We start from the raw sequence: 26,327 nt of genomic DNA, 5'->3' as shown, positions 1-26,327 counted from the left end.
CAGTCGGTTTTAAGTGGCTAGGTTTACTTGTTTTCCAGTGTGGTTTTCAGGATTTTAAATAGCCATTGATTCAAAGGCGCGTCTTTTTGCGAACGGCGGCAGCTCATCACATAGCTCACATCGATCGTTAGATTTTCAGGTAAATCAATACTGCTGCAACCGTCTGGTACGCTGCCATCTAGGGTGATACCAAAATAGTCAGATTTTAAGACGATGTCGTGAATCATTGCAGGGTGATCAGCTTCCACTCGTGGATTGACGTGAAAACCTATATTTTTAAGGCGCTCAAGGATTGGGTAATTATTGTTATTCCACCCTGGGGTTTTAAAGATAATGATTGGATAGTCGGCGAGCGACTCAAAGTCTTTCGCCGGATGATCGTCTCTTACGAAGAACACCACTTTTCCTTTTCCGAATTCCATTTGAGAAATCGACTGCGGTAGAGTTTCATCAAAGTAGTGAATCGCCACGGACTCTTCGCCGTCGATGAGCCTGTTCTTAACATTGCTGCCCCATCTAACGAATGAGTAGCGAGCATGCGGGGCTTCTTTGGTCAGTGTGAAGTAGAGCTTCGAGCCAAAGCGCTCCCAGAATAGTGTGTTCGCGTAGATTTTGATATCGCCGTGGTAAGTTTCTGGTGAGAATACTTGGTGTTTTATCGCTTCAACGCTGCTCAATATCTGCTCAAAGTTCTCGATATTGGTTTCAACAAAAGTCGTTGGTTCAAACCCGTGTTTGGTTTGAATGAACAGCGGATCATCGAGCTGTATTTTTAACTTCGAAAGGTTCTTACTTATCGCCCCTGAAGTTTTTCCTAGTGACTCCGCAACTAACCCCACATTGCGAAGTTCGTACATACGTTTGATGACCAAGATATTCTGAATATCTAGATTGATGTCCACAAGCACTCCAAATTGCTTAGATGGTAACGATACTAATCTTTGGTGTAGCTAAAGCGTAAAGATCATGTGACTCTAATATCATCGCGCTAATGTAAAACCCATAAGACAGCACTAAGTCAGAATTCTCTAATCCCTTTGATTTTCCGTTTGGTAAATCCTGCTTTTCCTCGTGTCGCTATCACTTGAGCGCTAAAGTAATCTCAACAAAACAATACAGTATAAAAATAGAACGAGGTGATGTATGAACAAGTTAATCGCACTAGGCTTAATGGCTATTTCAATGAATACAGCTTTTGCTGCAGATGGTTCTTACACTGGTACCATCGATATGACGATGAGTAATCATAATCAAGTTAACGTAGAGCGCGTTGAGTCTGATTTAACACTGAAAGGAAGAAACGAAGCCGCTGTCGGTGGATTTAAATTTCAAACGAGCGTTGATCAAGACCAAGCGATTCAGCTGACTGGTCGTCGCGACTAATTTTCTAACAGTGCTTACCATTGTCATGAAAAATGCTGCGCCCTTGGGTGCAGCGTTTTTTTGTTTGGGATTTGGAGTCTTTAATAAATTCAGCTATCTAGCCTTGGCAGGGTGTGTAACGTGTGGCATTTTGTCTTTCTATTAACGTTAATTTGCGACTCGGTGTGGGCTAAGAATGGCACACAAGCAAACGAAGACTCGAAAAGGACTAGGAATGATTCGAAAAGAAACGGGAATGATTCGTCATATTTTACTGATTAAGTTTAAACAAGAGGTAGAAGTTTCTGAAATAGAGAAACTGAAAGGACTGTTTGAAGCGATGCCAAGTAAGGTTGAAGGCGTGACTTCAGTCGAGTGGGGGCTAAATGACAGCCCAGAAAACAAGAACCAAGGTTATAACCATTCGGTGCTAATGACGTTCGCTGATGAAGCTGGCCGTCAGAACTACCTTCCGCACCCAGAGCATGATGCGCTGAAAGATGTGTTTCGTCCTTTGTTAGATGACATCATCGTGTTTGATTACTTCCTGTAATCAGCTTCTCAGTATGTCTCTTATGTTTTACTCACCTTTGATAATGAAGAGTTAGGGCTTGTATGACTAAGCCCTAACCAATAAGGAACGATTTACTCTGTCGGCGAAATTGTCACCGGGGTGAACGAAGCAACCGCATTGCCGCCAGCACCAGGACGGTCAACATAAGGGGTGTTTTGCATCAAGGTGTAATACACGTCCACGAAGTCATCATCATTCACTAATACGCCATCAGGAATTACGTCGATAACCTTGCCTGTGATCTGAGGGATGATCGCATAACCCTGAACTTCTGGATCAGGAATTACCTTCAATATTTCTTCAGCGGCTTCAACTAGCAGTTTTGCTAACGCTTTATAATCGGTGCCGTCATCGTGCTCCATCAAGATCATATCGGCAGCGCCCCAGCGGTAACGCGGCCAGAAGATTACCGTTTGATTTGGGTAATACGTTTGTTTGTCGTAGTCCAGATAAGGCATCTCAACGAGGTCAATCTGCGGCTCTAAACGACTAGCATTAACACCGGTCACGATAGCGTAGATTTCAGCTTTACCAGAGATCCACGGTTCTCTATCAATGGCCAAACGAATCTTAGACAATTGGGTGGTGTTCAGTTCTTCAGGTTCAGATTCTGAAATAGAGCGATGAACTTTGTTATTTAAAGGCTGTTTTAGAGATTTGTGGACGCTGTTTTTATCACTGTTGGCATTGATTTGAGTTGCAGTACCCAGCTTGTTCATCTCGGCCTGCATCGCCATTAGGCCTGCTTTGAGTTCTTCTGCGCCATTACTATCAATAACAAACACGGGAACATCTGGTGTTTGGTACACGTCTAGCTCGTGAACTTGCCCATACACATCATAGGCTTCGATGTATTGCCAGTTTGAATCATCGCCTGATGGTTCGAAAGCAAACAGCGGGCTCTCACCGTTTTTCCAAGCTTCAATCATCGCTTCATCGGCCATACGAATCTCTAGCAAAGAGTCACTGAAGTCGTTGACCCCTTTCATCTTACGGTAGCTAAGATCGGCTTTCTGCATCTTGCTTGTAAACGCGGAGTAGGGCTTGGCTGAGTTAAGCTTGTCAATCGGTGTAGACAGCTGCTTTCCTGTTATCTGGTCTTTTAAAGAGAGCTCAAGGTCGGAGTAGCGGGCACTGATTTGCAACGCCAAAGATCGCTTTTGTGCTGAGGAGTTCTCCGAAAGAGAGCGTGAGTTTGTTGTGTCGATGTTGTTTGCATAGGATTGAAAGCCAACCACTGTCGTTGCAATTACCATACTGATAGAAAAAGATGGTCTCATAAATAATCCTTATTTTGGTTTTTATCATTAATAGAGCATTTGCCCTATAAGGATTAACCTATCAGTAACATGAATGTGTTCAAAACTTAGTCATTTTTTTTGTTTTAATTTTCAGCGCAAGATCTTGTTTTATTGTTTGTTATAAAATGTATTAAATAAAAACTTGATATTTTTGTCTTTATTAAATTGTCAATATATAATTTACAATATTATTAACTACCTGTGTTTTTTGTATAACTCACTTGTATTACCAGAGTAATCGCAGTGACGATATCGTGAACCAATAGTTTAGAGAGCTGTATACCATTGAAATATTGAGCTTAAGTTCCGAATTATTTGAAGCGTCTGCTTACGTGAATATATTCTCGGTCATCATGATTGGTTTAAGCGTAATGACTTGTTTTTGAATGGTATCCTTGCTGATGACACTATAGCTCGTATCATCTCTACCATTGAACCCGAACAGTTCCATGAGTGCTTCATTAATTGGATGTCATCAATACATACTCTCACCGAACTTGAAGGTAACTTCTCTCGCTAGAAAGACTTAAAGAGCATTGTCATGGTTGAAAATGTTGCTTGAAAAAGAAAACGAAAGATTGAACGGTCAATTCTCTTTCCCTATATCTTTGAACCTCGCGGATGATATGAGCGATAAGTTCTCCATTGTCACTACCAACGGTGGTGTTGGTCTGATTCTTGTTTTGATCGTATGAAATATGATTTTAAAACGCGCGGTCGCTTTTTGGGTTGCTGTTTCCATTCCATTTGTGTAGTTGGCGTAATGGCGTTGCTGCCAGTACTTGGTATGAATCTAGATAGCATCACACTAGCGGCGATGCTACTGGTGATAGGCATTATTGTTGATGACTCGGTTATCGTTGCCGAGCGTATTTACCAAGAGTGTGAAAATGGAAAAGCACCGTTAGACGCAGCAAAGTCAGGTGTGCAAAGCATCATTCGTCCTATTATTGCGAGCTTAACTACCACCGCGCTCGTGTTCATTCCGATGTTCTTAATCCCCGGAACGATGGGGAAGGCCATTATGGTGATCCCAATTACTGTAATCGCGGCGCTTTTGTTTTCGTTGATTGAATGTACCTTTACGTTGCCTGCTCATCTTGCGAATTCATTAAAGAAAGAAGAGAAGAAAAAGCAAAAAGAAGAGCGCTTCAACCGTGTTTTTAACCAATACCACTCTTTCTTAATTGATTGTTTAAATTGAAAAAGATCTGTACTGCTAACTGCTGTCATAGCGCTTGTTGGAAGTGGGATATTATTGACGACACTTAAGCTTGATATCTCCCCAAGTGAAACTGCAAAATACATCGAAATATACACAGAGGTGTTGGATGCGGTGATTAAATCCGCAGCAAGCCGACTTAGACCGATACTGTTAACGTCAATTACCACTGTTGTTGGTCTATTGCCTCTTGCCTATGGGATTGGCGGTACTGACGCCTATATAGGGCCTATGTCTCTCACCTTAGGTTATGGGCTCTTGTTTTCATTGCCTGTAGTGCTCATCGTTATCCCTTGTCTATATACCCTTTTTTTGGTCGCAATAGCACTAAATAAGGTATTTAGTGCAAGGAGTGAACTTAGTTGGATAAGCTTATCCCCCTCTGTTAAATGAAGGTTTAATCATTCATTTTACCACTCGTTAGCTAGAATTATGAATTATGAATTATCGGAGAGGGGGGAAGTACACAATTATGGGGCTCATTTACATCTGGCATAAAGTGGTCTCAACTACGAAAGCATGAAAAATATTAGACAGGCATAGGCTTTAATGAAGAAGAGAAGACTAAGCAGCAAGACATCGTTATAAACGCGGAGATCCATTATCCAGATAACAATCTTTGCCTCTCTGATGACGTAGACAATGCCCTCAACTACAAAACCAATCCTCAAACTAGAGCTGAGTTTTTACGATGAGTGAGGCGATTCTGATAACTGGAGTAGGGACGCTACTGGAGTTAGTATTGGCTCAGCAACTTTTGGCTAACGGGTACCAAGTGATTGGTACCTTCTGCAGCGAGTACCCTCAATTACAACAGTTGCGTGATAAGGGAGCTGACTTACAGAAAGTCGACTTTTATCAGCAAAACAATGTAGAAGGCTTCTTTCCCAATGTGACTACTATCACATTTTTGTTAATTCATTTCCTGCATCCAGTGAGCTGTATTAAACGGAGCTCATGTTCGCTTCGCTTTGAAACCCCCCTACCCATTTAGGGGAAGGAGCATCCGATCAGAAAATTCAAACAAATGTTTAAATTGATTGATTTATGGAACCATTTTCCGAGCATTTAACGGGATGACTTTCACTTTGAACTTGATCAATATGTTCATTGTTGCGCAACGATATTAAACAAAATTCGTATTGGAAGCGCACATTTACTTCTTCGATCTGCTCAGTACAAGGAATGAAATTATGTCTAATCAGGAAACATTTAAGGCTTTTACATCACAGCTAGAGTCTGTAACCAATCCGTTCTACAACTTCAATCAGCTAGTGACTAAAAACATAGAGACACTAACCAAGATGCAGCTTGATAGCCTGCAGGCTTACAGCGCACTAGGCAATGAGTCTTTGCAGAGTTTAGCATCGTTAAAGCAGCCACAAGATATTCAGGCTTATGGTTCAAAACAGATGGAAGTGGCGAGTAAGATCTCACAGCAACTTATGGAAGATAGTCAGAAGCTGACCCAACTTGGTCAAGATTTTAAATCTGCCGCTGACGAGCTTACAGCTTCTGCGGTAAAGACTGCGAAAAGTGCGTAGTTTATCGTTTGATGGCGGAGCGTAACGTCTAGCATCGCCATCTCTCAGCGTCACTTCTAACAAGGATGTCAGAATGGAAAATAAATCGCCCCTTGAAGGTATGATGAACCTCATGTCCGAATACGGACAAGCGTGGATGGACAATCTAGGTCAGCCAACACGATCTACATTGATGAATATCCAATCGGAAGATTTTACGAAGTGGTCGGGCTCGATGATCCAAAACCCAACCAATATAGTCGAGCAACAGATGAATTGGTGGGCGCAGCAAGTAAATTTACTTAACGATTGTATCCTCGGCACTCAAGAGCAAACCAAAGAGACCGATCGTCGTTTCCGTGATTCCTCATGGAATGACACGCCGCTGTATCGTTACATCAAAGGGAGCTACAAACTTGCTTGTGACAACATTCAACAATCAGTTGAGAGCGCAGATGGGCTGGACGACGAGACTAAAGCTCGACTTTCATTTTTCACTCGGCAGTATCTGAATGCTATGTCACCAAGCAACTTTGTTTCGACCAACCCAGAGATACTCAAGCTGACCATGGAAAGCAAGGGTGAAAACCTGATCCAAGGGATGAAGCAATTCCGTCAGGACCTAGAGCAAAGTGCCGATATACTCAATATTCGAATGACGGATAAGAACCAGTTCTCCTTGGGCGAGAATATTGCCTCAACGCCCGGAAAAATCGTCTTTCAAAATGAAATGTTCGAGCTGATTCAATACAAGCCGACTACAGAGCAAGTCTATAAACGTCCGATGCTGATCGTACCGCCGTTCGTAAACAAATTTTACATTATGGATGTCAATCCAGAGACCTCCTACGTGAAGTGGTTGGTAAGCCAAGGTCACACGGTGTTTATGATCTCTTGGGTGAACCCTAACGCTAAAATGCGAGACGTCGATTTTGGCAACTATGTGACTCACGGTGTATTACCTGCGCTTGATGCCATTGAAAGTGTCACAGGAGAGCGAGAAGTTAACGGTATTGGTTACTGCATCGGTGGCACCACCTTAGCCGCAGCCATGGCTTACCTTTCTGGTAAACGCCGTAAACAGAGAATTAAATCGGTCACTCTGCTTACAACAATCCTAGACTTCAAAAAGCCAGGTGAGTTAGGGGTCTTCATCAATGACCAGATCATTAGCAGCATCGAAGCGCAAAACAACCAACGTGGTTACATGGATGGTCGCCAAATGGCCGTGTCATTTAGCCTGCTTCGTGAAAACAGCCTGTATTGGAATTACTACATCTCCAACTATCTGAAAGGGGAGAGCCCAATGGCATTTGACCTCCTTTATTGGAACTGTGACAACACCAACGTGACTGCAGCGACCCATAACCAGCTATTACGTCAGTGCTATCTTGAGAATCGACTCGCTAAAGGCGAATTGGTGATAGATGGTGTGGCGATTGATTTGGGTAAAGTAAAATCTCCAGCTTATTTTCTCTCTGCTATTGATGACCATATCGCGCTTTGGGACGGCAACTTTGAAGGCACAAAACTGCTGGGTGGAGACAATAAATTTGTACTTACCGAAAGCGGTCATATTGCAGGGCCGATGAACCACGCAGATTCCAATAAATATGGCTTTTGGACAAATGATAATAACGACCAAGCATCATCTCAGTGGCTTTCCAGTGCCAACAAACACCATGGCTCTTGGTGGTCACATTGGCAAAACTGGGTTGATGAGCGTAATTTCTCAGAAATGATTAAAGCTCGTGAGTTGGACGGGGAACTGGATGCGCCAGGTGAATACGTGAAGCACCGTATTCAAGATGTCATCGCAAAAGAAAATGAAATGGAGTCCGCATAATGAAGCCAGAAATCGGCCAAATTGCCACCATAGAAAAGACGTTAGATAAGAAAACCGTAGAAGCGTTTGCCAGCGTTTCGGAAGACTACAACCCAATCCATTTAGATGAAGATTTCGCTAAAACCACGCAATTCGAGAGTCCAATTGTACATGGTATGCTGGCCTCGAGCCTTATTTCCGGTCTGCTAGCGTCCAAAGTACCGGGCGCAGGCAGCATTTACTTGGGACAATCCTTGAAGTTTGTTCGACCTATTTTTGTTGGCGAAACTGTCACTGCCAAAGTGGAAGTGACTAGCGTACGCGACGACAAACCTATCGCTGTGATATCTACTCAAGTATTGAACGCGAAAAGTGAAGTCGCCGTCGATGGTGAAGCGACAGTCATGTACTCCGTTTAATCGTAGAACTTCAAAATTAAAGTAATATTAGTTGCCTATAGAGAGTACGCTACCCGATATTTGCTTAACGGCATCTATCGATAAATTAACAAATCAACATTAAGTAGTTGCGTTAGCTGGTTTTATTCATCTCGACTTTTACTAAAAAACCAAAGCGCTTGAGATTTTAGCGGATGTACAATTCGGTTTCCTCAAAGAAGAATCTAACCCTAATGTGCGTTTTGGTGCTTTGGCACTAAAACGCCCTTGTCCAGAAAATAAATCTCCTTCGGATCTACCTAGTTTATTGAATAAAGAATATGTTTGAGATACGACTGCTTGAGCTTGTCATCTTAGGGAATTCCCTACTTAATTTTTTTTAGCATTCAAGTAGTGCTTTTCATAGGACTCTGTAATCCGTGCCAAGCTAAGTTGGCCGAAGTGCTGCATTGAGGCCGGTGATTGATGATCTAATGTCTGTGCCACCCGAATCTTAATAAACAAAAGACCCAAAATAAAACCTCCGTTTACACTTAGCATAATCGGAGGTTTTCATATTATTAGCCTATGAGCAATGAGCTATGTATCAGCAATCGAGGTGTGTAGTCTTAATCTAGGCGCAGAGTCACTCTAGAGTAATTGGTGTATCCGCGCAGTAACACATGATAAGTCACGCCCGGTTGCGCACTCACACTGCACTGCTCGTTGTTTCCAACACGATAAGGGCGACAGTCGTAGCTAGAGGCTGTTGGCTTACTTCCCGATTTCACGTAAAGGTCTGCATCACCAGAACCGCCAGACATTGAAACCGTCACGCTGGATGCCGAATCAACAGTGAACGTGTAGAAGCTCTCTGAAGATTGATTCCCGCTTAGGTTCGCAATCGGTGTACCTTTCGTCAGTACATTGCCAGTTGGAGGCGTTACACCACAGCTTGCATTAACGCCTACTGTATTAAAAGCATCTTCAACATCGGCAACCACATAGCCCATGTCTGCTGCGGCTTTCGCTACGCCACAAGCACCGGCATCAAAGGTACTGTTTGCCGTCCAATACAGTTGGTTTGCGACTGTGAATATTTCAAAGCCCTTACGTACATTCCAACCCGATTTGTTCGCTAAAAGGTAAAAGGCGCGGTTGTAAACACCGCTAGACAAGTGAACGTTCAAACCATCGTAGTATTGAGAGGCGTGATCAATCGAGCGGCCATCTTTTGAAGGTTGATCAAAGTAACGCAAGCCACCTTCAGACTTGAATATGTCGCTACCGACCACCCAATCCACATTGCCACGCAAGTAGTATTCAGCCGCTTCGCCCGCAATATCTGAGAAGGCTTCATTCATACCACCCGACATATTTCGGTACACAAGACCGGAGTTTTGCTCTGTGAACCCGTGGCTGACTTCGTGAGCACTCACGTTAATATCGACTAATGGATAAAAGGTATTTTTGCCATCTCCAAAAGTCATTGATGTACCATTCCAGAAGGCATTTTCATAATCCGTGCTGTAGTGAACTCGCATCGTCAACTGGAAAGTCAAAGGCGACGTATTCATCCACTCTTTGTACATATCAAACACAACATTACCGAAGTAGTGCGCATCGTTAAGAGGCGAGTAAGCCCCGTTAATGTACTTATGATCGGTGTAGTTGGTTCCGTCAGCACAGTTGTAGCGGTAGGCTGCGCTGCCAGACGTTCCGTTCCTCAAATCGACGGTCTTAACTGATTCATTTTCTAACTTACAAGTTGTGCCTGTTTTGTCGATGGGAAAGCTAGGGAAGTCACTGCCATATTCATATCGAGTGGTTTTGAGGTTGCCACCTGGGCCAGTACCTAATGCTTTAGCGTGGTTTAGCCCATTCCATTTTTGGATCACATCACCAGTCGTAGCATTAATAAAGTAGAAAGGTCGCTCTGGCGTAGAGGACGCGATAAAGAAATCGACCAGATACACCACTTGGGCGACTTGGTTCTCATCCAATCTCACCATCAGTTTCGCGTTTTTATTTTCAATCGACTTTTTACCGACGGTAAACGTGCGATGAGAGGATATTGCAGCTTCAATCGCTTGTTCTCGATTCAGTGTTGGCGCGATGCTGGAAAGGTCACCACTGATCCCTTGTGCCATGTAACCGAACACCTGAGAAGGTTGGCTCTTGGAGAGGGTGGCCACGACCGAAGTATCAAAGACGGGTAAACCTAAGTGAGTTTGTTGATAGCGGACTTTCGTTTTTCCATTGGGCAATACCACCCGTTTCACTTCAGAAAAACCTAATTCTAGCGGGGCAACACTCTTCGACTGAGCGACGAGGCTTTGTTGTAGTAATGCATCTTCATCGACTCTGACCATTTCTGCAGCGTGTGCATTGAAGCCAAAAGACGTACCTAGAATAGCGGCTATTTTCCAGCTTAGTTGACGTTGTTGGTTCATTTTTCGTTCCTGATTTTAATATAAACTCCTTCTTCCCAACGGCTTTATAGGAAGTCTATATGCAACACTCTTGTCCCACGTGTTGCGAATCAAGATTGGTAGAGCATTTAGAGTTATGACAAGTTTATCAGGGAGATTTATTTTTAAAGTATGTAATTCAAAGTTTACAAAAATTTTTATTGATCAAATTTTTTATAAAATACAGTTTTATTATTTATCGTAAATGTATGAAGGGTCGGGAGTTATTAAAATCCGCTTTGTTTTAATTTATAGAGTGAAAGTATCTAAGCTAACTTGATATTTTCCCTGTTTTAGCTTAATTATAAATGAATAAATAACAGAACTCTTAGAACATAATTTTGGGGCGTCTGGCCAACACCATATTTTCACTTCCATAGTTTAAGTAGAACTAATAGTATCAGTGCTTTAATAACGTATGATTTTATGAGAGCAAGAACATGAAATACACTCCAAGTTCTTTTGTGGAAATGAAAGGGAAACAACGTATTCCTATGTTGACCGCTTATACATTCCCTGTGGCTGCAAGTATCGAATCTGCTGAGATACCTATTATTCTCGTTGGTGATACTGTCGGCATGGTTGAAATGGGCTTTAGCAGTACGAGAGATGTGACCATTGAGCACATGGAATATCATGTAGGGGCAGTGCGTCGAGGTGCTCCAAATACTCACATTATTGGTGACCTCCCATACTTAACCGACCGATCTCCTGAAGTAGCGTTAGTTAATGCTAAAAGGCTGATGCAGGCAGGTGCCGACAGCATAAAGCTGGAAGGCGCGAAACTCGATGTTATTGCTCACCTTGTCGCAAACAATATTCCAGTTGTTGGCCACACGGGGTTAACTCCGCAAACGGCAACAAATTTCAAGAAAGTAGGGCAATCTGCTGAAGATGCTCAAACCGTTAGCGAGGAAGCAAAAGCGATTCAAGAAGCGGGTGCGTTTATGTTGGTGCTTGAGCACATACCTTCTTCACTTGGCGAATCGATCACTCAAGAGATAAGCATTCCTACGATTGGGATTGGCGCTGGTGCCGATTGTGACGGGCAAGTATTAGTCATCAATGATGCGCTCGGACTTGGTAACCGATGGCCTCCGTTTTCAAAACAGTATGCCCATTGCAGTCAAACTATTTTTGACGCAGCAAATGAGTTTGCTACGGAAGTAAAAACGAACGTATTTCCGAACAACCTGAGCAAATAGGCCACCAAGACAAAGTGCTCTAGATTGAATCGTAATGCATGGCATTTTTACGTGCATCACGATAAGCATATGATGTGTATTTGGACGTTTGGTGTTGAGCTGTTTTGATTCTCTTACCAAACGTCAGTTTCACGGAGGAAACATGACAAGCGACCAACTATTAGAAAAGGCACTTTATAGCAGTGCCAGCATCCATCAACCTCATTCTTTAAAAGCTTATTTGGCTGCGAGTTATCTAAATGGGTATTTCGCTAAATCTGACAATGCGTGGCTTAAAACGAGTGAGTTGATAGACCAAACTGAGATTGAAGTGTTAGGTGAGTGCTCCGCAACGCTACAAGCACCCAAGTTTACGGATTTTCGTATTCAAAGGATATTGGGAAACGGGGTATACCCAGCGGCGTATGCTGCTTTAATGCAGTGGTATGAGAACAAGAGCTTTCAAGATATCTTTTCGCATTACGTTGCACAGGCTTCTCAAACAAGCGAATACCTTTCCCACAATGTGACTATCTTATTGGCGCTGAATCGTGTTTACCGTGAGTTAGAGCCGTATCAAGTTCCAGCATTCCTCAACCGCTTTACTGAATTTGTCACATCGACAAGTTCTGAGGGTGACCGAAGCACTGGCACAAGTAAAGTCGTAGAGCTCAATAGCGTATTACGAGCATGCTTAAAACAGTTTGGTTTCTTTGGGCATAACCTTATTACGCTTACGTGGATAATGCGTTGTAAGGAAGATCTGTCGAAAGAGCAATATGACGCAATGCTTTTTAATCTCTATCGACAGGCCAATAGCCCTTTGGAAGACCCTGACGATGAGATTGATCAGGTTATCCTGGCGCAGTGTCAAAGCTCGGATAATTCAGATGAGCTCCATGACAATGTCCACCGATTGGTTTTTGGGTATACGTCGAATCTACACCAGATAACGCTAGCGGATGCACTGTGTTTTCTTCAGGAACGATTCCCTGCACATACTACAGAGCTAAAATATGTCGCAGAGTATCAGTGTTGTTTGTTAGAACAGTGAATTTAATTAGGACGTTGCAGCTAACTTATGCGTTGTTATCAGTCTAGGAAGTAAAATGATAAAGTTGGTTTTGGCTTTGTTGTTATTGGTTTCGACCAGTGCAATGGCATCTAAAGACGTACCGGAAATGTCAATTAAAAACGGCTATGTTGAACCGTTCCAAATGTTCGATAACGTTTATTACGTTGGTGATAGATGGGTGTCGTCTTATGCGGTTGAGACTGCAAAAGGGCTTTGTTGCGTAATTAAATTTAGGGATAGAGCAACCCCGTTTCGCATATTTCTTAGCCAATACGACAAGTTTCAGGCATACCTAACCCAGTAAGCTTGTTCAACGCTTTTATCCTCGCGTAAGTTTCACCTACCTGTGCATTGTAATTTCTTAAGCTCAGTTGCTCTCCTAGCAATTGTTTAACTCGATACATCGCTGTTTCTGAGAGTGAACGTTTGTGATATCCATACCGCCCTTTCCAATACTTATTCGAGCCGTATAACTTCTGACAACCCACGGCGAGATTTCGAGGGTGACCGCGCTCCCAGAAGGCCGCCCCCTCTCTTGGGGGAATAAGCGTAACGGCTCGTTTAATCTTAATAGCAGCGTAGCACGCTCTCGTGTCGTAAGCGCCATCACCAGACACCTCAAGGATACTTCTGCGTGTTTGTTTCAGTAAATTCGGAAGTACTTCTCAATCTGTAACCGTTGATAAACTTAGCTCGGCGGCAATGATCTCATGAGTGCTTGTATCGACGGCAATATGCAGCTTTCGCCAGACTCTACGCTTGCCATCCGTCCCATGTTTTTTGACTTTCCATTCACCTTCGCCATAAACCTTAAGGCCAGTTGCATCAATGGCTAGGTGTTGTATCGCACCTCTCGTTTTAGTCTTAAATGAGACCTTAACTTGCTTGGCTCTACGACTGATGCAAGTGTAATGTGGACAGCTTAATGGAATATGGGCAAGTCTAAAGATCGAGTCGATAAACCCTTGCAGCGCTCTCAGCGGCATAGAAAAACTCGCTTCACCATCATCGCTGTCGTGATAGCTAAATCACTGAACCGACGTGGCCTCCCACACTTATTTTGTTTGCTTTGCTCCCACCCGCTTATCGCCTCTTCATCAATCCAAAAGGTCAAAGAGCCACGGTTAATAAGTGATTGGTTGTATTGCTTCCAGTTGGTTGTTTTGTAACGTGGTTTAGGCATGAGGGCTACGAGATATAGTGGACGTAGCAGATCAGATCTTAGGCTCTGGATTTAGTTCCATTGAATTACGCAACAAAGCCGTTATTAGGTTTCGCGTGCTCTCAACAGTACAGAGCGATGTCAGCATTTGAAGATACTGTCGAAGTCACCGTTTATCTGTCGGAAGAAGCAACAGGTAAAGGCTTAGGTTCGAAGTTGTATTCTCAGTTGTTTTCATCCATTCGCATTCACGACATTCATCGCGCCATATCTGGTGTCGCGTTACCAAATGATGCTTCGATTGCGTTACATAAGAGTTTTGATTTTCGAGAAGTCGGCGTATTCAAAGAGTACGCAAAGAAAAACGGGCAGTACATCAGTTCGATGTGGTTAGAAAAGGTGTTCAACCTAGAGTCAGATTGAAAGCTAAGCTCTGAAAAATGATTCCTATTACTTGGCATTTGCAATCCTTAATGGTTTTACTGCAAAGGCGTTTTACGTGAGGTTCAGATTTGTGTTGGTTTACTAATGAATTGGGCGTTATATTGGTCTTAGGAACACTATTAAACAGGAAGTAGTATGAACTTGGATAAAGCTAAAAAACGTATCGCTAAACAGGTCAAAAAAGGCTTCAACGGTTATCCTAAAATTACTTTAGCGTACTACGGAGCGACTAAAGAGTGCGCAACTGAAGTGGCTGTTCAATTCACGCTAGGCGAGGGCGATAGTGTCCAAGAAGAGCGCTTCTCATGTGAAACTGAAATCAGAGACAATGAGCTCATTCAAACAACCTTATTAAAAATAATCGAGAGAGCAAACGCTAACTCAGTGATCGAGATTGAAGGCGTCGCGGTTCTTTAGTTTTTGTTTAGCAGCGCTGGCTGATGATGTGATGGTTTAAACTAGGCGGCAATGCTGCCTAGATCTTAAGGTAATACCCTTTAAGCTGTTTCTATCTCTCTTCGAGTTTGTGAAACTTCAGCTTACCTAATCTTGTCGGGTGGACGACATTTGTTACCAAGTGCCGTCTCCCTAAGAACCCAGCGTGCAACTTTCACTGCACTAGGCTCAAGCCTCCACGAAGACATCGTTTGATACCCAGCAACTTATAAAACAGTCGAAGCAGGTTCGTTCCAATAGTTACGAGCTAGCCTTTTTGATTTTCTCTTTACGAAGTATTCTTGGTAAAGAGGGTCAAAGGGTGTCGCTGCACTTCGGATTTTCACATGCCTTTCTATTGGCACTTTGGCTATTTGGAAGAGATTGAACTGGCAATCCATATCCATGATCTTCTGCCAACCGTGAAACTGCCATTGGCCTTTTCGGTTGATGAAGTACTTTAGGGCAATCCAAGTTTTAGACTTTGTTGGTTTATAATTTCGCAAAATCATTGAGATATCAGGTGGTGGCGCTTATGACACAAGAAGTTGCCATGATGCGATACGGATAAAGCGAGCTGTTCCGCTTATCCCGCCACGAGAAGGAGCTGCATTCTGGGAGCAAGGGCACCCTCGCAATTTAGCAGTAGGTTCTCAGAAGCTCTACGGATCCAACAAGAAGTGGAAAAAGCGTTATGGTTATCACAAGCGTTCGCTCTCTGAAACAGCCATGTATCGCGTGAAGCAGTTGCTAGGTGGGAGGTTAAGTCTGAGAAACTACAATGCTCAAGTTGGCGAAACCTACACCATGATTAAAGCGCTGAACAAGCTTACAGGGCTTGGTATACCTGAAACTTAGTGTGTTGTTTGGTAATTGCTCAATTCCGGGCTGTTTGGTTTTCTGTCCGAATTACGCAACAAAGCCTGGTCATCTTCTACCTTGGAACATAGCAAAACGGAATAGTCCACCCTCCCTGAATAGCGTTCAGAATGACAGATACCGGCTTAGTTGGCGGTATCTGCGTAGATATTAGAAAGACAATGAGTCGGTCGCAGACGCTTACGCTATACGTTCTTAAGGCATGCAAACATGTTCTTCCCAATAATTGCCAGATGTTACTCTGGCAATTCAACATTAAAACTCTAAGTCTATGCCGTTAAGGCTCCGAGACGCAGGATGCGTAACCTTCATCGATATTTAATTCATTTGTCTCACGGCCATAGAAAAGATGAAGAGCCATGTAAAGACCTTCATCTATTGTCGTCGACCAGTATGCAAAAATGGCTGGCCAACCGAGAGATTTAAACGGAATATCGCTTTCGTCGTATCGCACAAAATTTAACTCATCCAATGTAGTTAATCGCCAGTTAGATCGGCCGTTAAGATTATTGGCGTTGTAGGTCTCGCATAGTGCCTTTGCCTGACTCTGGTTGAAAAGGGTAAAAGAACCCTTAGGCCCAGAAAATCCATGCTCTAGACCGACACCCATCGTTTTGTTGTTGTAACTAATGCTATTTAAATATTTATCTGATGGTGAGTTGGTAAATAACTTACCGTCTCTGTCCAAGATATCAATACACGCCTCAGCTGTGGTTAAGCCTAAAACGGTACACGTTGCCGTTATTTTCTTAACAGTAAATGGCTGATCATTGGTTAATTCGATGCCCGCAGGTCGGCCAGTGAGGAGATTCTCCTTAACTCGAACGACGATCGAACCTATGGAGTAATTTTTTTCTTCTAATTGATAGGGCTTGCTTGTCACCGACTCCCAACTACCAGATGATTCAATTTGAATTTCATAATCGTCTTTGCTGTCGAATCCTGAAACGAATGTCCAATCAAATGTATTCTTATCATCATCAGATATAGGTTGAGTTGGTGCATCAGGTGCACTTGGCGTTTCTGTATAGGGTTTATCTGAGCATAACTTTTCACCCGCATATCTTTGAGGAGACGAGCTAGCTTTTACTCTTACGCAGACTTCACCTTTTGCATACGCATCTTCTGGGATTGGTTGTGGATTCTGGGTGGTATCAGTGAAATTACGTCCACTATCTATGGAATATTCGTAGAATTCGATACCAGGAAACTTGGTAACCTCTGTCCATCCGAATGTATCGTCAATATCGTCGACTTTTGGTGTAGTAGGCGCCTTAGGTTGCGTTTCAGAGAGAGTAAAAGTAAAATTAATATCCGATTGGTCACCAGCAGGGCGTCCATCTAAATCACTTGATTTTACTCGAATCAATATTTTGGTTTCAGGTAGGTCTATGTTGCCGACATTATGCGGCAAGCCGTTTACATCGACCCACCCCTTACCTAAGTCTATTTCATAGAACGAGGGATCTTCATATCCGTCAACATAATCCCATGTTAGATCGTTCGTAGTGTCATCTGCAGAAAGAGAAGTTGGCGCTTCGGGTTTACCAGGGGTCACTGTCATCGGTTGATCTGAAGCTGCAATTAATCCCGCTAGATGACCTAGAGCCTCATTTTCCGCAATGCGAATCTTTAGGTGTCCTTTTGGGATATATATGTCATCAATTTGCTGCGGTTTTTCTGTTACTGGCTGCCAAGATTGCCCATTATCTAATGAATACTCGTATAACTCAGGAGTCTGAAATGATTCGACAAGCGCCCAATCAAATTGGTTGGTTGCGTTGTCTGCCGTTACCGAGCTCGGCGAAGCTGGGACAGGTGTTAGAGTATACGGTTTTTCTGAAACGAGGGCTGAACCTGCTGGTAGATTACGTTCTTTAGAGGCGGCCACTCGAATTTGCACAGTACCTTTCTCTAGCGCCTCTTTTCCGACATTCAATGGTTTATTTATTACTGTTTCCCAGGTTTGACCTGAATCCAACGAATACTCGTAATCGCTAAGCTGCTTAAAGCCTCGCACCAATTCCCAGTCAAAAGTGTCTGATGCATCATTGACTGAGCCACCTTTAGGTGACTTTGGTGTCGGTGGTTTAACGACGAATCCGTTGGAGCCGATATCTTTATTAGACACTTTAATATGATTATAGAAATCGTTGCCGATTTGTTTTAGTGCGTCCTCTGTTACAGTGACGTCATGAGGGATCTTATCGGTCTCTTTTTTTAACGTTTTCAAATCAAGCTCAGCTAATTTGAGCATAGTGCCTTTACGGGCGTTAACTTGGTCGATACCTGCGTCTACTGAAGCTCTTTGGGCTTCTTGCAGTGCGCGAGTCACACCGCGCGCAAACATGTGCACTTCACGGCCTTTTACCGAATTTGATGCAGAGTAATCACCCAATGCTAGGCTTTTGTCGATCCCTAGGTCGTTAGCAACAAGCTCAGTTGCGTCATCGAAACTGATACCGCTGGACTTTGACACACTGGCAATCAGTGAGGTCACTGGGCTCACTACGTCCGATTTGTTACTTGGTACTTCTAAGGTAAACCCAGATTCAATGGCTTGGTTAGGGGAGTCCATATCTACGGTGATGCCTGCTACGGCTTCAACCAGCACTTTGTATTGAGCCATATCGTCGTCGACATCAAGTTGGAATTGTCCTTTGGCGTCAGTTGTCGCAATGTCTCCATCGGCAGAATCACACATCGCATTGTTATTTTTGTCTAAACAGACCTTGGCTTTGTGCAAATAACCATCTAATGCAATACCCGATATCGATTGGGACTGAGGTTGAGATTGAGATTGATTAATTTTGGGGTCAGACTCCGCTCCCCCGCAAGCAGCCATAAGTGTGGAAGCGAGTGAGACTCCTACTAATTTGAACGATTTTCCAATCATTGATACTCCGAATAACTCAATGTTTATGATAAAACTAATAAATGTCTATGATATTTATTATCATTTTTATTATCAATTGTTTTGTTGTCTTTTGAGCTGATTATATGATCGGCAAGGTTGTGACCTTAGGGCTGATACAGTTCCATATTGGACTAAGAGAAAGTATTAAGTAGTTAGCCATACCTGTGAGGCCCTTTACCGCTAAGGTGAGCTTGATTTCTGGGTAAATGGTAGAGTGAGTTTCTAGGATTGAGGTTTGTCTAATCTTCAGTTTAAAGTAATCAGTATCCCCGACTCCTAGGGCTCTCCGTCTAAGAAGGCCTATCGATACATTCCTAGGTTCCACTCGGACATTCGTCAACTGATATTTTGCATAATTACAGATCCTCTGTAGTTATTAATGATTTGCTAAATTAGGAAAGTCGCTATCAAGGTTTTGTCCAAAACCAATTTAGAGTGCGTGCGTTTCTCCCTACCAAAAATGATTCGATTAAGTTGAACACTATTCACTCCCGTCAATAGGCAACCGAATACACTCGGACTTTGACAGTATGGTAATGTGCTTTTAAAACGACTAGCTTGATATAACCTGGAAAAATGGTTCTTCAAACAGTTGATGTGAAGCGCCTCCTTCACGATCACTTCTATACTCATTCCGGTAAGAGATAAAATTCCAGTTCGCAGCTGATACGTCAGATTGAGGCTTCTCACCAGGTGTCACATTGCTCTGACCTAAAGTGAGCTCAATCTGCTCCAGAAAATCTTTCACTTTTTTTAATTCAGCGGGGACATATCCGGACTCTTTATCAGCTTTAACATAAAGAGTTATCTGTGCTCCTTCCGCAACACGAGAATCTGGTGGGCAACGATTCAGGTCGGTTACTTTCCATTTATCTATCGGACTGTCTTCAGACAGCAGGATAGGTAAAATGTCATCAAACCCGGAGATAAGCTGAGCCTTATCTATGCTGATATGGATTTTATCTCCTAAATACTCTCGGGATTCATTATCTTTATTCGCATGTATAAATACATCGCCAAATGGCACATTAGACAGCTTATAACCAGAAAACTCATTCTTGTAGCCTCCTTGAGATAACTCGTGATAGCTACCATGAAAGTCTGCATTTCTAAAACTTGATTTAGGCTGAGCCTCTATATCTTTTATTAATTTTCCCACATCTTCCTTTTTGAGCTCGTGAGAAACTTTAGGCGCAGGTGATGGAGTATTCTGTGAAACAATAAGAGGTGGTAAATTTGGCTTTAATCTGGGCATAACGTAAACATCTTTTGTAAAGATAAAAACTAAATATATTCACCGGAAGCAATTATCTATATCAGATTACGTCGTAAATATGTTAATTTATATTTTAAAATTATTTAAGGCCTTGTTGCTTAAATCGATGGAACTAAATCAGGAAGCTACGATCTGATCGGCTACACCCATCAATCGTCGTAGTCTCATGCCTAAACCTCGTTACAAAACAACTAACTGGAAGCAGTATCATAAAGCCTTAATTAACCGTGGCTCTCTGACCTTTTGGATTGAAGAGGAAGCGATAGCCGAGTGGAAGCAAAACAAACAAGGCAAGCGTGGTAGACCTCGTCGATTCAGCGACTTAGCCATTAGTACTGCTATGATGGTGAAACGCGTTTTCTCTATGCCATTGAGAGCGCTGTAAGGTTTTCTAGACTCAGTATTTATGCTGGCTAACATCACGCTGGTTTGTCCACACTACACCTGACCTGTATAAGCCACCGTTCTAAGGATGTTGAGGTTTCATTTAAAACTAAAACCAGAGGTGCGATACAACATCTAGCCATTGATGCCACTAGCCTCAAGATTTATGGCGATGGTGAGTGGAAGGTCAAGAAGCATGGAGCTGACGGGAAGCGCAGAGTCTGGCGTAAGCTGCATATCGCAGTAGATACAAGCACCCACGGAATAGTCGCAGCAGAGCTGAGCTTATCTAACGTAACCGATGCCGAAGTACTCCCCAACTTGCTCAAGCAGACACGCCGGAAAATCATTGAGATATCAGGTGATGGTGCTTATGACACAAGGAATTGCCATGATGCCATACGCTTCAAGCGAGCTGTTCCGCTCATCCCACCAAGAGAAGGGGCAGCCTTCTGGGAACAAGGGCATCCTCGCAATTTAGCAGTAGGTTGTAAGAAGCTCTACGGCTCTAACAAGAAGTGGAAAAGGCGGTATGGCTATCATAAGCGCTCTCTATTAGAGACCGCAATGTACCGAGTAAAACAGCTACTATGTGGGAAATTAAGCCTGAGGAACTACAACGCTCAAGTTAGCGATACTTACGCTATGATCAAAGCCCTGAATAAGCTTACAGGACTGGGTATACCTGAAACACAGTATATTGATTGTGAATTAAGCAACAAAGCCTCGTGGCGCCATCAATCTCGACTGATCCGCCAGCGCCCTGATAGTCCTACAATTCGTCTTTTATATAAAAAATAAAACTTATTTTTGTTAACCTGACTAGGGCGTGTTGATCTTTCGTGAGTGTTTTTTGAACAGCATGGTAAAGAGTTATAATTTGCTTCGCCAAAAGTAAAACCATAACCAATACCATGCCAAGAACAATGCTAACTGATATTCGCTGGGAACTGCTACTCCAAGTTATGAAAAGTACAGGTCGTATTTACGATAAAACTGAACATCGAATGACATTTGAAGGAATACTTTATCGAATGAGAACAGGTATTCCTTGGCGAGATCTACCCTCTGAGTTCGGAGAGTGGAGTACCGTTTACAGACGATTTAATCTTTGGTCAAAGAAAGGGATTTTAGATAATCTTTTCAAAAGCTTATCTAGCATGGCTGACTTTGAATGGGTATTTCTTGATGGCTCTATAGTTAGAGCGCATCAGCATAGTACAGGTGCAGCTACTGAAAGTTCAGAGCAAATAGGAAAAAGTCGCGGGGGCAACTCAACCAAAATTCACTTAGCTGTAGATAGTGGTGGCCTGCCGATTTACTTTGATTTATCAGAGGGACAACGCCACGATATAGTGCATGCCGAAAGCTTAGTTGAGCAACTCGATGAAGTTAATACCATCGTTTGTGATAAAGGATATGACAGCGAACCTTTCCGTACTTTTGTTAAGGAACGTGGCGGAGAAACAGTAATTGCTAAACGCAATTACGGACAAGATATAGACAAAGACAGTATGGATTGGTGTCTATACAAGTATCGTCACTTGGTCGAAAATGCCTTTGGGAGAATTAAGCATTATCGAGCTATTTCAAGTAGATATGACAAGCTAGAAAGGAATTATGCCAGCATGTTATCACTGGCATTCATGTTAATGTGGCTACCGATGTATTGTTGAACACGGAATGTACAGCAAAGATCAACACGCCCTAGTTAATCACATCTATAATTCAACCACTATTTTAATTCCAACAAGCTATGTCAGGTTCGAAGACGTGTCTAACTTACACAATTGCTTTAAGTTACTTTTGAAGAAAATTGGCCTTGATGCCACTGTACAAGATTTAAACAAAGAAATAATTTCTCTAGAAGTAGGTAATTTTACATACCACTTTAAAGAATTCCCGACAGACAACCTAGTTATTTACTCCTTGTTAGACAAAATGCCAGAAATTAGTATGGAAGAACTTTTAAGTATTCTTAATGAAAACCACTTCTCTGAGCAACTTATGCCACCAGTATTTTCATATGATCAACAGAATCAACAGTTCCTACTCTGGAACAGGCAGTCAATGCAAGGGTCAACAAAAGAAAGTATTCTGGAGCAACTGGAAGCAGTTATTTCTTCCAATGAGACGATTCAAACCGTGCTTAATAAAGATGAAACCGAAAATCAACTGTTAGTATCTCCAAAAGCATTTCAAGGCATTCGCTGTTAGTAAGCAAAAGTAAAGGATAAGTATATGACTGTACCAAGTATGGCTGGGAGTACATCAATAGTATCACCCCAGGTACACGCAGAATTTAAGACAAACCTTGAACAAACACCGAATAATAAAGTGGGGCAAGAAACCCATCTTGAGTTAGGTGGAAAAATGCAATCAGTGAAGCTGACTGAAACATCACCTCAGGCTGAAGCAACAGGTAAAGGGAAAAAGTCTCTGTTTAGCTCTATCCGAAATTTCTTCAGCCAGATTTCAGACGCGTTAGGCAATCTTTTTAGCAAGAAAAGCAACAAAGCAGCTGCTGCTCAAAACAAGGTGCTGGACTGCCACTCAGAAGCGACTCCTCGAGAAACCAAGCTGACCGTCATGCCATCAGCCGCCGAGAGTAAGGTTAAAAGGGAATCGGTCGATAAGGCGCTGGCCGAGAGCTTGCAGAATCACTTCGGGTTGGAAGCCGAGCAATATCTGGGTGAACAACCTCACGCTACTTACAGCGATGCTGAGGTGATGGCCCTTGGGCTCTATACCAACGGTGAGTATCAGGACCTTAATCGTGCGCTGCGTCAGGGAAAACCGCTAAATACAGACAACACAATGATCGCTCAAGGCATGTCTGCCGCATTTGAGAAGAGTGCTCATAGCGAGCAGGTGGTAAAGTCATTCCGCGGTACGCGTGGTGGAGATGCCTTTAACGGTGTGACCGAGGGGGAAGTCGGTCATGATGCCGCCTATCTTTCGACTTCTCGGGATCCTCAGGTAGCCAAAAACTTTGGGGGGGCGGGTGCCATTTCGACGGTATTCGGTCGCTCGGGTATCGATGTTAGCGACATCTCTATCGAAGGGGACGAGCAGGAGATCCTCTATAACAAAGAAACCGATATGCGGGTCTTGTTCAGTGCCAAAGATGAGAAGGGAGTCACCCGGCGAGTGCTAGAAGAGGCTACATTGGGAGCGCAGAGTTGCCATCACAAAGGGCTGCTTAATGCGCTGGATCTGGCCAGGGAGACAGAGAGCACCGGTAAACCGGCTGAGCAAGATATACGTCTGAAGATGCGCGGTCTCGATCTGGCGTAATGTGCTTGCCAGAGAAGAAATAAGGTAACTAAAACCTTGAGGAAATAAGACTAGTCAGTAGAGTTCGACCCTAACTGACTTTTGTCCGTGCGACCTGAAGTCGTATGAAGCGCTGTTCACCGCGATAAGAGTGAACCATCTGTATCACTCATACAGATTAAAGGCTTTTCATTGCGGTTGATAGCTCAGTTATGGCTTTGACCATTTCAGCTACTTTTTCTTCCCCAACCGTATCAATTAGTTGCTCAGCATATGCTTTATGAAATGGTCTTATTTTTGACAGAGCATTATGACCTTTTGGTGTTAGCTGAAGTAGCATAGCCTTTTGATGAGATGGATTTGTTAATGTTTCTAACATACCTTCATCGATAAGCTGTTTGCTGGTTCTCTGAACACTTTGACGTGTGATCCCCATTTGACGTCCGACTTCAGCTTGTGTAAGAGGGTCATTAACAAGAGCCCCCAAGACTTGCCAGCGAGTTGCGGTGAGATCTGCCCGAGAAGCAATATTCTCAGCTATTGATAAAAACTGACCATTTAAAGAAAAAACAGTTAGGGCTAAAGTACTGAGGTCATGTCTTGGGTCACTCATTGAAGGGGACTCTCCATTAACTCGTAAAAACCAGTTATGTCCCGCTGTTCGAATAATTTCAACCAAGAATTTAGTGTAGTTTCAGAATAGATCTCCAACTTCCTGAATATCTCTGCCGCAAAAGCAATAGGTTCAATACCCCCTGCGGTGATCAAATAGTCTGTCGATACAACGGGTTCTTGGATATAGTTCTGGCTACCTGCATATCCTGTCATTTCCAGAAATTCTTTTGCATTACTAGTATGCGGAACATTATCTAATATACCTTTTCTCGCTAAAGCAGCGGTTGCACCACAGATAGCTGCTACACAAATACCATTGTCGATAAAACGCTTGGCTGCATCTACAAAATCATCGATACCGCCTGTAGCAGCATTATCTGAACCACAAAGAATAAGCATTTTACCATCAGAGGGATTTAGTTTATCGAGAGATAAATCTGGCACTACAGTTAATCCACCTTTAGTTCTAATCGATTCTTTATTTAGCCCAACCGTCTTTATTTCAAACCTGTCAGGGAAAGCTTGAAAATCTTGAGAGTTGATATGAGCTAAGACATACCCATACTCCCAATCAGATATACCGTCATATACAGCTAGATAAATAGATTCCTTCATAAATTACACCTGAAAAAAAATGACAACAGGCTTACATTGTGTCAGTGCGCTGTCATAATTGCAAGGGAAGAAACTCAATGGGATCAGCATACAATCTCACAAACCTTGCATTAATTAAGTTGATATTTCAGAGTTCAGCCTATCAAGTTTCTGTCCAAAAACTTTACACCTACATTAATTATCTCAGTACAACTCCCTTAGGAAAGATGCTTCTCAAAACAGTCGACTTATTATTTAGACTAAGTTAGTAGGTTGCTGCAACTAGTTTAAAACACAAACTTATGCATGGCCTTTTTCTTAATCATTCCCCCATTTTTTATTGACTCATCTAAACCGTCTCCTAAGACTAAGATCATATTTTCGAGATGATCTCATTTGTTATAAAAATTACGTGGAAATCGGTTATTTCGACTGGTCGCTTTCAGTATTTGTAGAACCGCCAATAGGTTCTTAGGCAGCTACTTGAATATATCATTTACTAATTTGACAGATTAATTTTATGTTTTGTCTTGAAGTTAAGCATGTTAGTCCCTAGTCATAGTTTAGTAATTACATGTTTTTGCAGTAAATTCACAAGCATTCATTGATTTAAATATGCGTCAAGTATAGTATTGCTTCGGATTGGCAATGGTTCTCATTATTATTAAGGCGAGTTTAACCGTGCTCAAAGTCGTGAGTCTCTGCTGTGACCCAAATTACTTTACATCTGTAGTCGCTCTAAAAATTTTGAGAGCTTAGTTGTGATCTTATTTTTCATTAAAAATAAACCTAGTTACCATTTTTTAGAATTCGACATTTTCTTTATGATAATTCTATTTGCTTTTTCCCTGAATTTAGATGCGTCTCAATATTCCTACTATTTTGGAGAGCATTCTAAATGACTTCTCGTATGATTCTTGCGTAAGCTGCATATCGCAGTAGATACAAGCACCCACGAAATAGTCGCAGCAGAGCAGAGCAGAGCTAACCTAACTGATGCCGAAGTGCTCCCCAACTTACTCAAACAGACACGTCGCAAAATCATTGAGATATCAGGTGATGGTGCTTATGACACAAGAAATTGCCATGATGCCATACGGATAAAGCGAGCGGTTCCGCTTATCCCGTCACGAGAATGGGAGCAAGGGCACCAGTAGGTTGTCAGAAGCTCTACGGCTCCAACAAGAAATGGAAAAAGCGTTATGGTTATCACAAGCGTTCGCTCTCTGAAACAGCCATGTATCGCGTGAAGCAGTTGCTAGGTGGGAGGTTAAGCCTGAGAAACTACAATGCTCATTTGTCGAAACCTACGCCATGATTAAAGCGCAGAACAAGCTTACAGGGCTTGGTATGCCTGAAACTCAGTGTGTTGTTTAATCATTGCTCAATTTCGGGCTATTTGATTTTCTGTCCGAATTACGCAACAAAGCC

General features: G+C 42.6%; 18 protein-coding genes and 12 pseudogenes. 20 read left to right on the top strand and 10 right to left on the bottom strand.

All coding sequences use genetic code 11. From position 1 onward, the window contains the following. Positions 1-23: 23 nt before the first annotated feature. Positions 24-902 carry a LysR substrate-binding domain-containing protein gene (locus ACMAZD_RS10195; RefSeq protein ID WP_435247146.1) on the bottom strand — a complete coding sequence of 293 codons (879 nt, stop codon included), beginning with the start codon at positions 900-902 and terminating at the stop codon, positions 24-26. A gap of 241 nt (positions 903-1,143) precedes the next feature. Here ACMAZD_RS10195 and ACMAZD_RS10190 point away from each other — a divergent pair, with 241 nt between their 5' ends. After that, a complete protein-coding gene (locus tag ACMAZD_RS10190; protein WP_435247145.1) occupies positions 1,144-1,383 on the top strand; it encodes a hypothetical protein in 240 nt (79 codons plus the stop codon). Positions 1,384-1,597: 214 nt separating this feature from the next. Continuing rightward, entirely contained in the window at positions 1,598-1,915 is a 318-nt protein-coding gene (locus ACMAZD_RS10185; protein WP_435247144.1) for a Dabb family protein, read from the top strand. 92 nt (positions 1,916-2,007) lie between these two features. Here the strand turns inward: ACMAZD_RS10185 and ACMAZD_RS10180 are convergent, their stop codons facing one another. Next, complete coding sequence (locus tag ACMAZD_RS10180) at positions 2,008-3,216, bottom strand: DUF3103 domain-containing protein (RefSeq protein WP_435247143.1); 1,209 nt, start codon at positions 3,214-3,216, stop codon at positions 2,008-2,010. Positions 3,217-3,565: 349 nt separating this feature from the next. Here ACMAZD_RS10180 and ACMAZD_RS10175 point away from each other — a divergent pair. The 7 genes and pseudogenes from ACMAZD_RS10175 to ACMAZD_RS10145 form a co-directional block, all read left to right on the top strand. Beyond that, a pseudogene (locus tag ACMAZD_RS10175) lies at positions 3,566-3,733 on the top strand (transposase family protein); the annotation flags it as partial. Between the two features lie 49 nt (positions 3,734-3,782). Beyond that, a pseudogene (locus tag ACMAZD_RS10170) lies at positions 3,783-4,852 on the top strand (efflux RND transporter permease subunit); the annotation flags it as partial. Positions 4,853-4,998: 146 nt separating this feature from the next. Beyond that, a pseudogene (gene folX, locus ACMAZD_RS10165) lies at positions 4,999-5,118 on the top strand (dihydroneopterin triphosphate 2'-epimerase); the annotation flags it as partial. A gap of 32 nt (positions 5,119-5,150) precedes the next feature. Next, a pseudogene (locus tag ACMAZD_RS10160) lies at positions 5,151-5,342 on the top strand (dihydromonapterin reductase); the annotation flags it as partial. 310 nt (positions 5,343-5,652) lie between these two features. Continuing rightward, entirely contained in the window at positions 5,653-6,003 is a 351-nt protein-coding gene (locus tag ACMAZD_RS10155) for a phasin family protein (protein ID WP_435247142.1), read from the top strand. A 73-nt stretch (positions 6,004-6,076) separates the two neighbouring features. Continuing rightward, positions 6,077-7,828 (top strand): class I poly(R)-hydroxyalkanoic acid synthase, encoded by a 1,752-nt coding sequence (gene phaC / locus ACMAZD_RS10150; RefSeq protein WP_435247141.1) that lies wholly within the window; start codon positions 6,077-6,079, stop codon positions 7,826-7,828. Then, a complete protein-coding gene (locus tag ACMAZD_RS10145) occupies positions 7,828-8,226 on the top strand; it encodes a MaoC family dehydratase (protein WP_435247140.1) in 399 nt (132 codons plus the stop codon). Before phaC ends, ACMAZD_RS10145 begins: the two co-directional genes overlap by 1 nt. A gap of 587 nt (positions 8,227-8,813) precedes the next feature. On the opposite strand, the gene ACMAZD_RS10140 is transcribed toward ACMAZD_RS10145, so the two are convergent. Next, the gene (locus ACMAZD_RS10140; RefSeq protein ID WP_435247139.1) at positions 8,814-10,637 is read right to left on the bottom strand and encodes a M4 family metallopeptidase; all 1,824 of its coding nucleotides are present in this window, start codon (positions 10,635-10,637) and stop codon (positions 8,814-8,816) included. 458 nt (positions 10,638-11,095) lie between these two features. Here ACMAZD_RS10140 and panB point away from each other — a divergent pair, with 458 nt between their 5' ends. The 3 genes and pseudogenes from panB to ACMAZD_RS10125 form a co-directional block, all read left to right on the top strand. Continuing rightward, entirely contained in the window at positions 11,096-11,860 is a 765-nt protein-coding gene (gene panB, locus ACMAZD_RS10135; protein WP_435247138.1) for a 3-methyl-2-oxobutanoate hydroxymethyltransferase, read from the top strand. Positions 11,861-12,002: 142 nt separating this feature from the next. Beyond that, complete coding sequence (locus ACMAZD_RS10130) at positions 12,003-12,893, top strand: hypothetical protein (RefSeq protein ID WP_435247137.1); 891 nt, start codon at positions 12,003-12,005, stop codon at positions 12,891-12,893. 55 nt (positions 12,894-12,948) lie between these two features. Continuing rightward, positions 12,949-13,137: pseudogene (locus tag ACMAZD_RS10125) on the top strand (MBL fold metallo-hydrolase); the annotation flags it as partial. Positions 13,138-13,177: 40 nt separating this feature from the next. Here ACMAZD_RS10125 and ACMAZD_RS10120 read toward each other — a convergent pair. Continuing rightward, a pseudogene (locus ACMAZD_RS10120) lies at positions 13,178-14,097 on the bottom strand (IS5 family transposase). Positions 14,098-14,178: 81 nt separating this feature from the next. Here ACMAZD_RS10120 and ACMAZD_RS10115 point away from each other — a divergent pair. Beyond that, positions 14,179-14,499 (top strand): annotated as a pseudogene (locus ACMAZD_RS10115) (GNAT family N-acetyltransferase); the annotation flags it as partial. 156 nt (positions 14,500-14,655) lie between these two features. Then, a complete protein-coding gene (locus tag ACMAZD_RS10110; protein WP_099165482.1) occupies positions 14,656-14,937 on the top strand; it encodes a hypothetical protein in 282 nt (93 codons plus the stop codon). A 245-nt stretch (positions 14,938-15,182) separates the two neighbouring features. On the opposite strand, the pseudogene ACMAZD_RS10105 reads toward ACMAZD_RS10110, so the two are convergent. After that, positions 15,183-15,446: pseudogene (locus ACMAZD_RS10105) on the bottom strand (group II intron reverse transcriptase/maturase); the annotation flags it as partial. A 10-nt stretch (positions 15,447-15,456) separates the two neighbouring features. On the opposite strand from ACMAZD_RS10105, the pseudogene ACMAZD_RS10100 reads away from it, so the two are divergent. Further along, a pseudogene (locus ACMAZD_RS10100) lies at positions 15,457-15,813 on the top strand (transposase); the annotation flags it as partial. A 298-nt stretch (positions 15,814-16,111) separates the two neighbouring features. On the opposite strand, the gene ACMAZD_RS10095 reads toward ACMAZD_RS10100, so the two are convergent. The 3 genes and pseudogenes from ACMAZD_RS10095 to ACMAZD_RS10085 form a co-directional block, all read right to left on the bottom strand. Continuing rightward, on the bottom strand, positions 16,112-18,730 hold the full coding sequence (locus ACMAZD_RS10095; protein ID WP_435247136.1) for a hypothetical protein: 2,619 nt from the start codon (positions 18,728-18,730) through the stop codon (positions 16,112-16,114). A 208-nt stretch (positions 18,731-18,938) separates the two neighbouring features. Beyond that, positions 18,939-19,115, bottom strand: a pseudogene (locus tag ACMAZD_RS10090) (ISL3 family transposase); the annotation flags it as partial. 189 nt (positions 19,116-19,304) lie between these two features. After that, entirely contained in the window at positions 19,305-20,006 is a 702-nt protein-coding gene (locus tag ACMAZD_RS10085) for a hydrophilic protein virA protein (RefSeq protein ID WP_435247135.1), read from the bottom strand. Between the two features lie 187 nt (positions 20,007-20,193). Here ACMAZD_RS10085 and ACMAZD_RS10080 point away from each other — a divergent pair. From ACMAZD_RS10080 to ACMAZD_RS10065, 4 genes and pseudogenes are all read left to right on the top strand, one after another. Then, positions 20,194-21,113, top strand: a pseudogene (locus tag ACMAZD_RS10080) (IS5 family transposase); the annotation flags it as partial. 212 nt (positions 21,114-21,325) lie between these two features. Then, entirely contained in the window at positions 21,326-22,087 is a 762-nt protein-coding gene (locus ACMAZD_RS10075; RefSeq protein WP_435247134.1) for an IS5 family transposase, read from the top strand. 97 nt (positions 22,088-22,184) lie between these two features. Continuing rightward, positions 22,185-22,628: a CesT family type III secretion system chaperone gene (locus tag ACMAZD_RS10070; RefSeq protein WP_435247133.1), complete on the top strand. Its 444-nt coding sequence runs from the start codon at positions 22,185-22,187 to the stop codon at positions 22,626-22,628. A gap of 24 nt (positions 22,629-22,652) precedes the next feature. Next, positions 22,653-23,708, top strand: coding sequence for an ADP-ribosyltransferase (locus ACMAZD_RS10065; RefSeq protein ID WP_435247132.1), 1,056 nt, complete (start codon positions 22,653-22,655; stop codon positions 23,706-23,708). A 157-nt stretch (positions 23,709-23,865) separates the two neighbouring features. On the opposite strand, the gene ACMAZD_RS10060 is transcribed toward ACMAZD_RS10065, so the two are convergent. Further along, a complete protein-coding gene (locus ACMAZD_RS10060) occupies positions 23,866-24,300 on the bottom strand; it encodes a MarR family winged helix-turn-helix transcriptional regulator (protein WP_435247131.1) in 435 nt (144 codons plus the stop codon). Then, positions 24,297-24,917: a DJ-1/PfpI family protein gene (locus ACMAZD_RS10055; protein WP_435247130.1), complete on the bottom strand. Its 621-nt coding sequence runs from the start codon at positions 24,915-24,917 to the stop codon at positions 24,297-24,299. Before ACMAZD_RS10055 ends, ACMAZD_RS10060 begins: the two co-directional genes overlap by 4 nt. Positions 24,918-25,816: 899 nt before the next feature. On the opposite strand from ACMAZD_RS10055, the pseudogene ACMAZD_RS10050 reads away from it, so the two are divergent. Next, positions 25,817-26,273, top strand: a pseudogene (locus ACMAZD_RS10050) (IS5 family transposase); the annotation flags it as partial. Positions 26,274-26,327: the final 54 nt, after the last annotated feature.

It is taken from the genome of Vibrio sp. nBUS_14 (assembly GCF_051201655.1).
Taxonomy (GTDB): domain Bacteria; phylum Pseudomonadota; class Gammaproteobacteria; order Enterobacterales; family Vibrionaceae; genus Vibrio.
Note: the sequence above shows the minus strand (reverse complement) of the source record. Positions and strands in the feature narration are given on the sequence as shown.

Excerpts from the sequence above, each read along its gene's own strand:
- ACMAZD_RS10190 (WP_435247145.1), top strand. The coding sequence starts at position 1,144 with ATGAACAAGTTAATCGCACTAGGCTTAATGGCTATTTCAATGAATACA.
- ACMAZD_RS10185 (WP_435247144.1), top strand. The coding sequence starts at position 1,598 with ATGATTCGAAAAGAAACGGGAATGATTCGTCATATTTTACTGATTAAG.
- ACMAZD_RS10180 (WP_435247143.1), bottom strand. The coding sequence starts at position 3,216 with ATGAGACCATCTTTTTCTATCAGTATGGTAATTGCAACGACAGTGGTT.
- ACMAZD_RS10155 (WP_435247142.1), top strand. The coding sequence starts at position 5,653 with ATGTCTAATCAGGAAACATTTAAGGCTTTTACATCACAGCTAGAGTCT.
- phaC (WP_435247141.1), top strand. The coding sequence starts at position 6,077 with ATGGAAAATAAATCGCCCCTTGAAGGTATGATGAACCTCATGTCCGAA.
- ACMAZD_RS10145 (WP_435247140.1), top strand. The coding sequence starts at position 7,828 with ATGAAGCCAGAAATCGGCCAAATTGCCACCATAGAAAAGACGTTAGAT.
- ACMAZD_RS10140 (WP_435247139.1), bottom strand. The coding sequence starts at position 10,637 with ATGAACCAACAACGTCAACTAAGCTGGAAAATAGCCGCTATTCTAGGT.
- panB (WP_435247138.1), top strand. The coding sequence starts at position 11,096 with ATGAAATACACTCCAAGTTCTTTTGTGGAAATGAAAGGGAAACAACGT.
- ACMAZD_RS10130 (WP_435247137.1), top strand. The coding sequence starts at position 12,003 with ATGACAAGCGACCAACTATTAGAAAAGGCACTTTATAGCAGTGCCAGC.
- ACMAZD_RS10110 (WP_099165482.1), top strand. The coding sequence starts at position 14,656 with ATGAACTTGGATAAAGCTAAAAAACGTATCGCTAAACAGGTCAAAAAA.
- ACMAZD_RS10095 (WP_435247136.1), bottom strand. The coding sequence starts at position 18,730 with ATGATTGGAAAATCGTTCAAATTAGTAGGAGTCTCACTCGCTTCCACA.
- ACMAZD_RS10085 (WP_435247135.1), bottom strand. The coding sequence starts at position 20,006 with ATGCCCAGATTAAAGCCAAATTTACCACCTCTTATTGTTTCACAGAAT.
- ACMAZD_RS10075 (WP_435247134.1), top strand. The coding sequence starts at position 21,326 with ATGCCAAGAACAATGCTAACTGATATTCGCTGGGAACTGCTACTCCAA.
- ACMAZD_RS10065 (WP_435247132.1), top strand. The coding sequence starts at position 22,653 with ATGACTGTACCAAGTATGGCTGGGAGTACATCAATAGTATCACCCCAG.
- ACMAZD_RS10060 (WP_435247131.1), bottom strand. The coding sequence starts at position 24,300 with ATGAGTGACCCAAGACATGACCTCAGTACTTTAGCCCTAACTGTTTTT.
- ACMAZD_RS10055 (WP_435247130.1), bottom strand. The coding sequence starts at position 24,917 with ATGAAGGAATCTATTTATCTAGCTGTATATGACGGTATATCTGATTGG.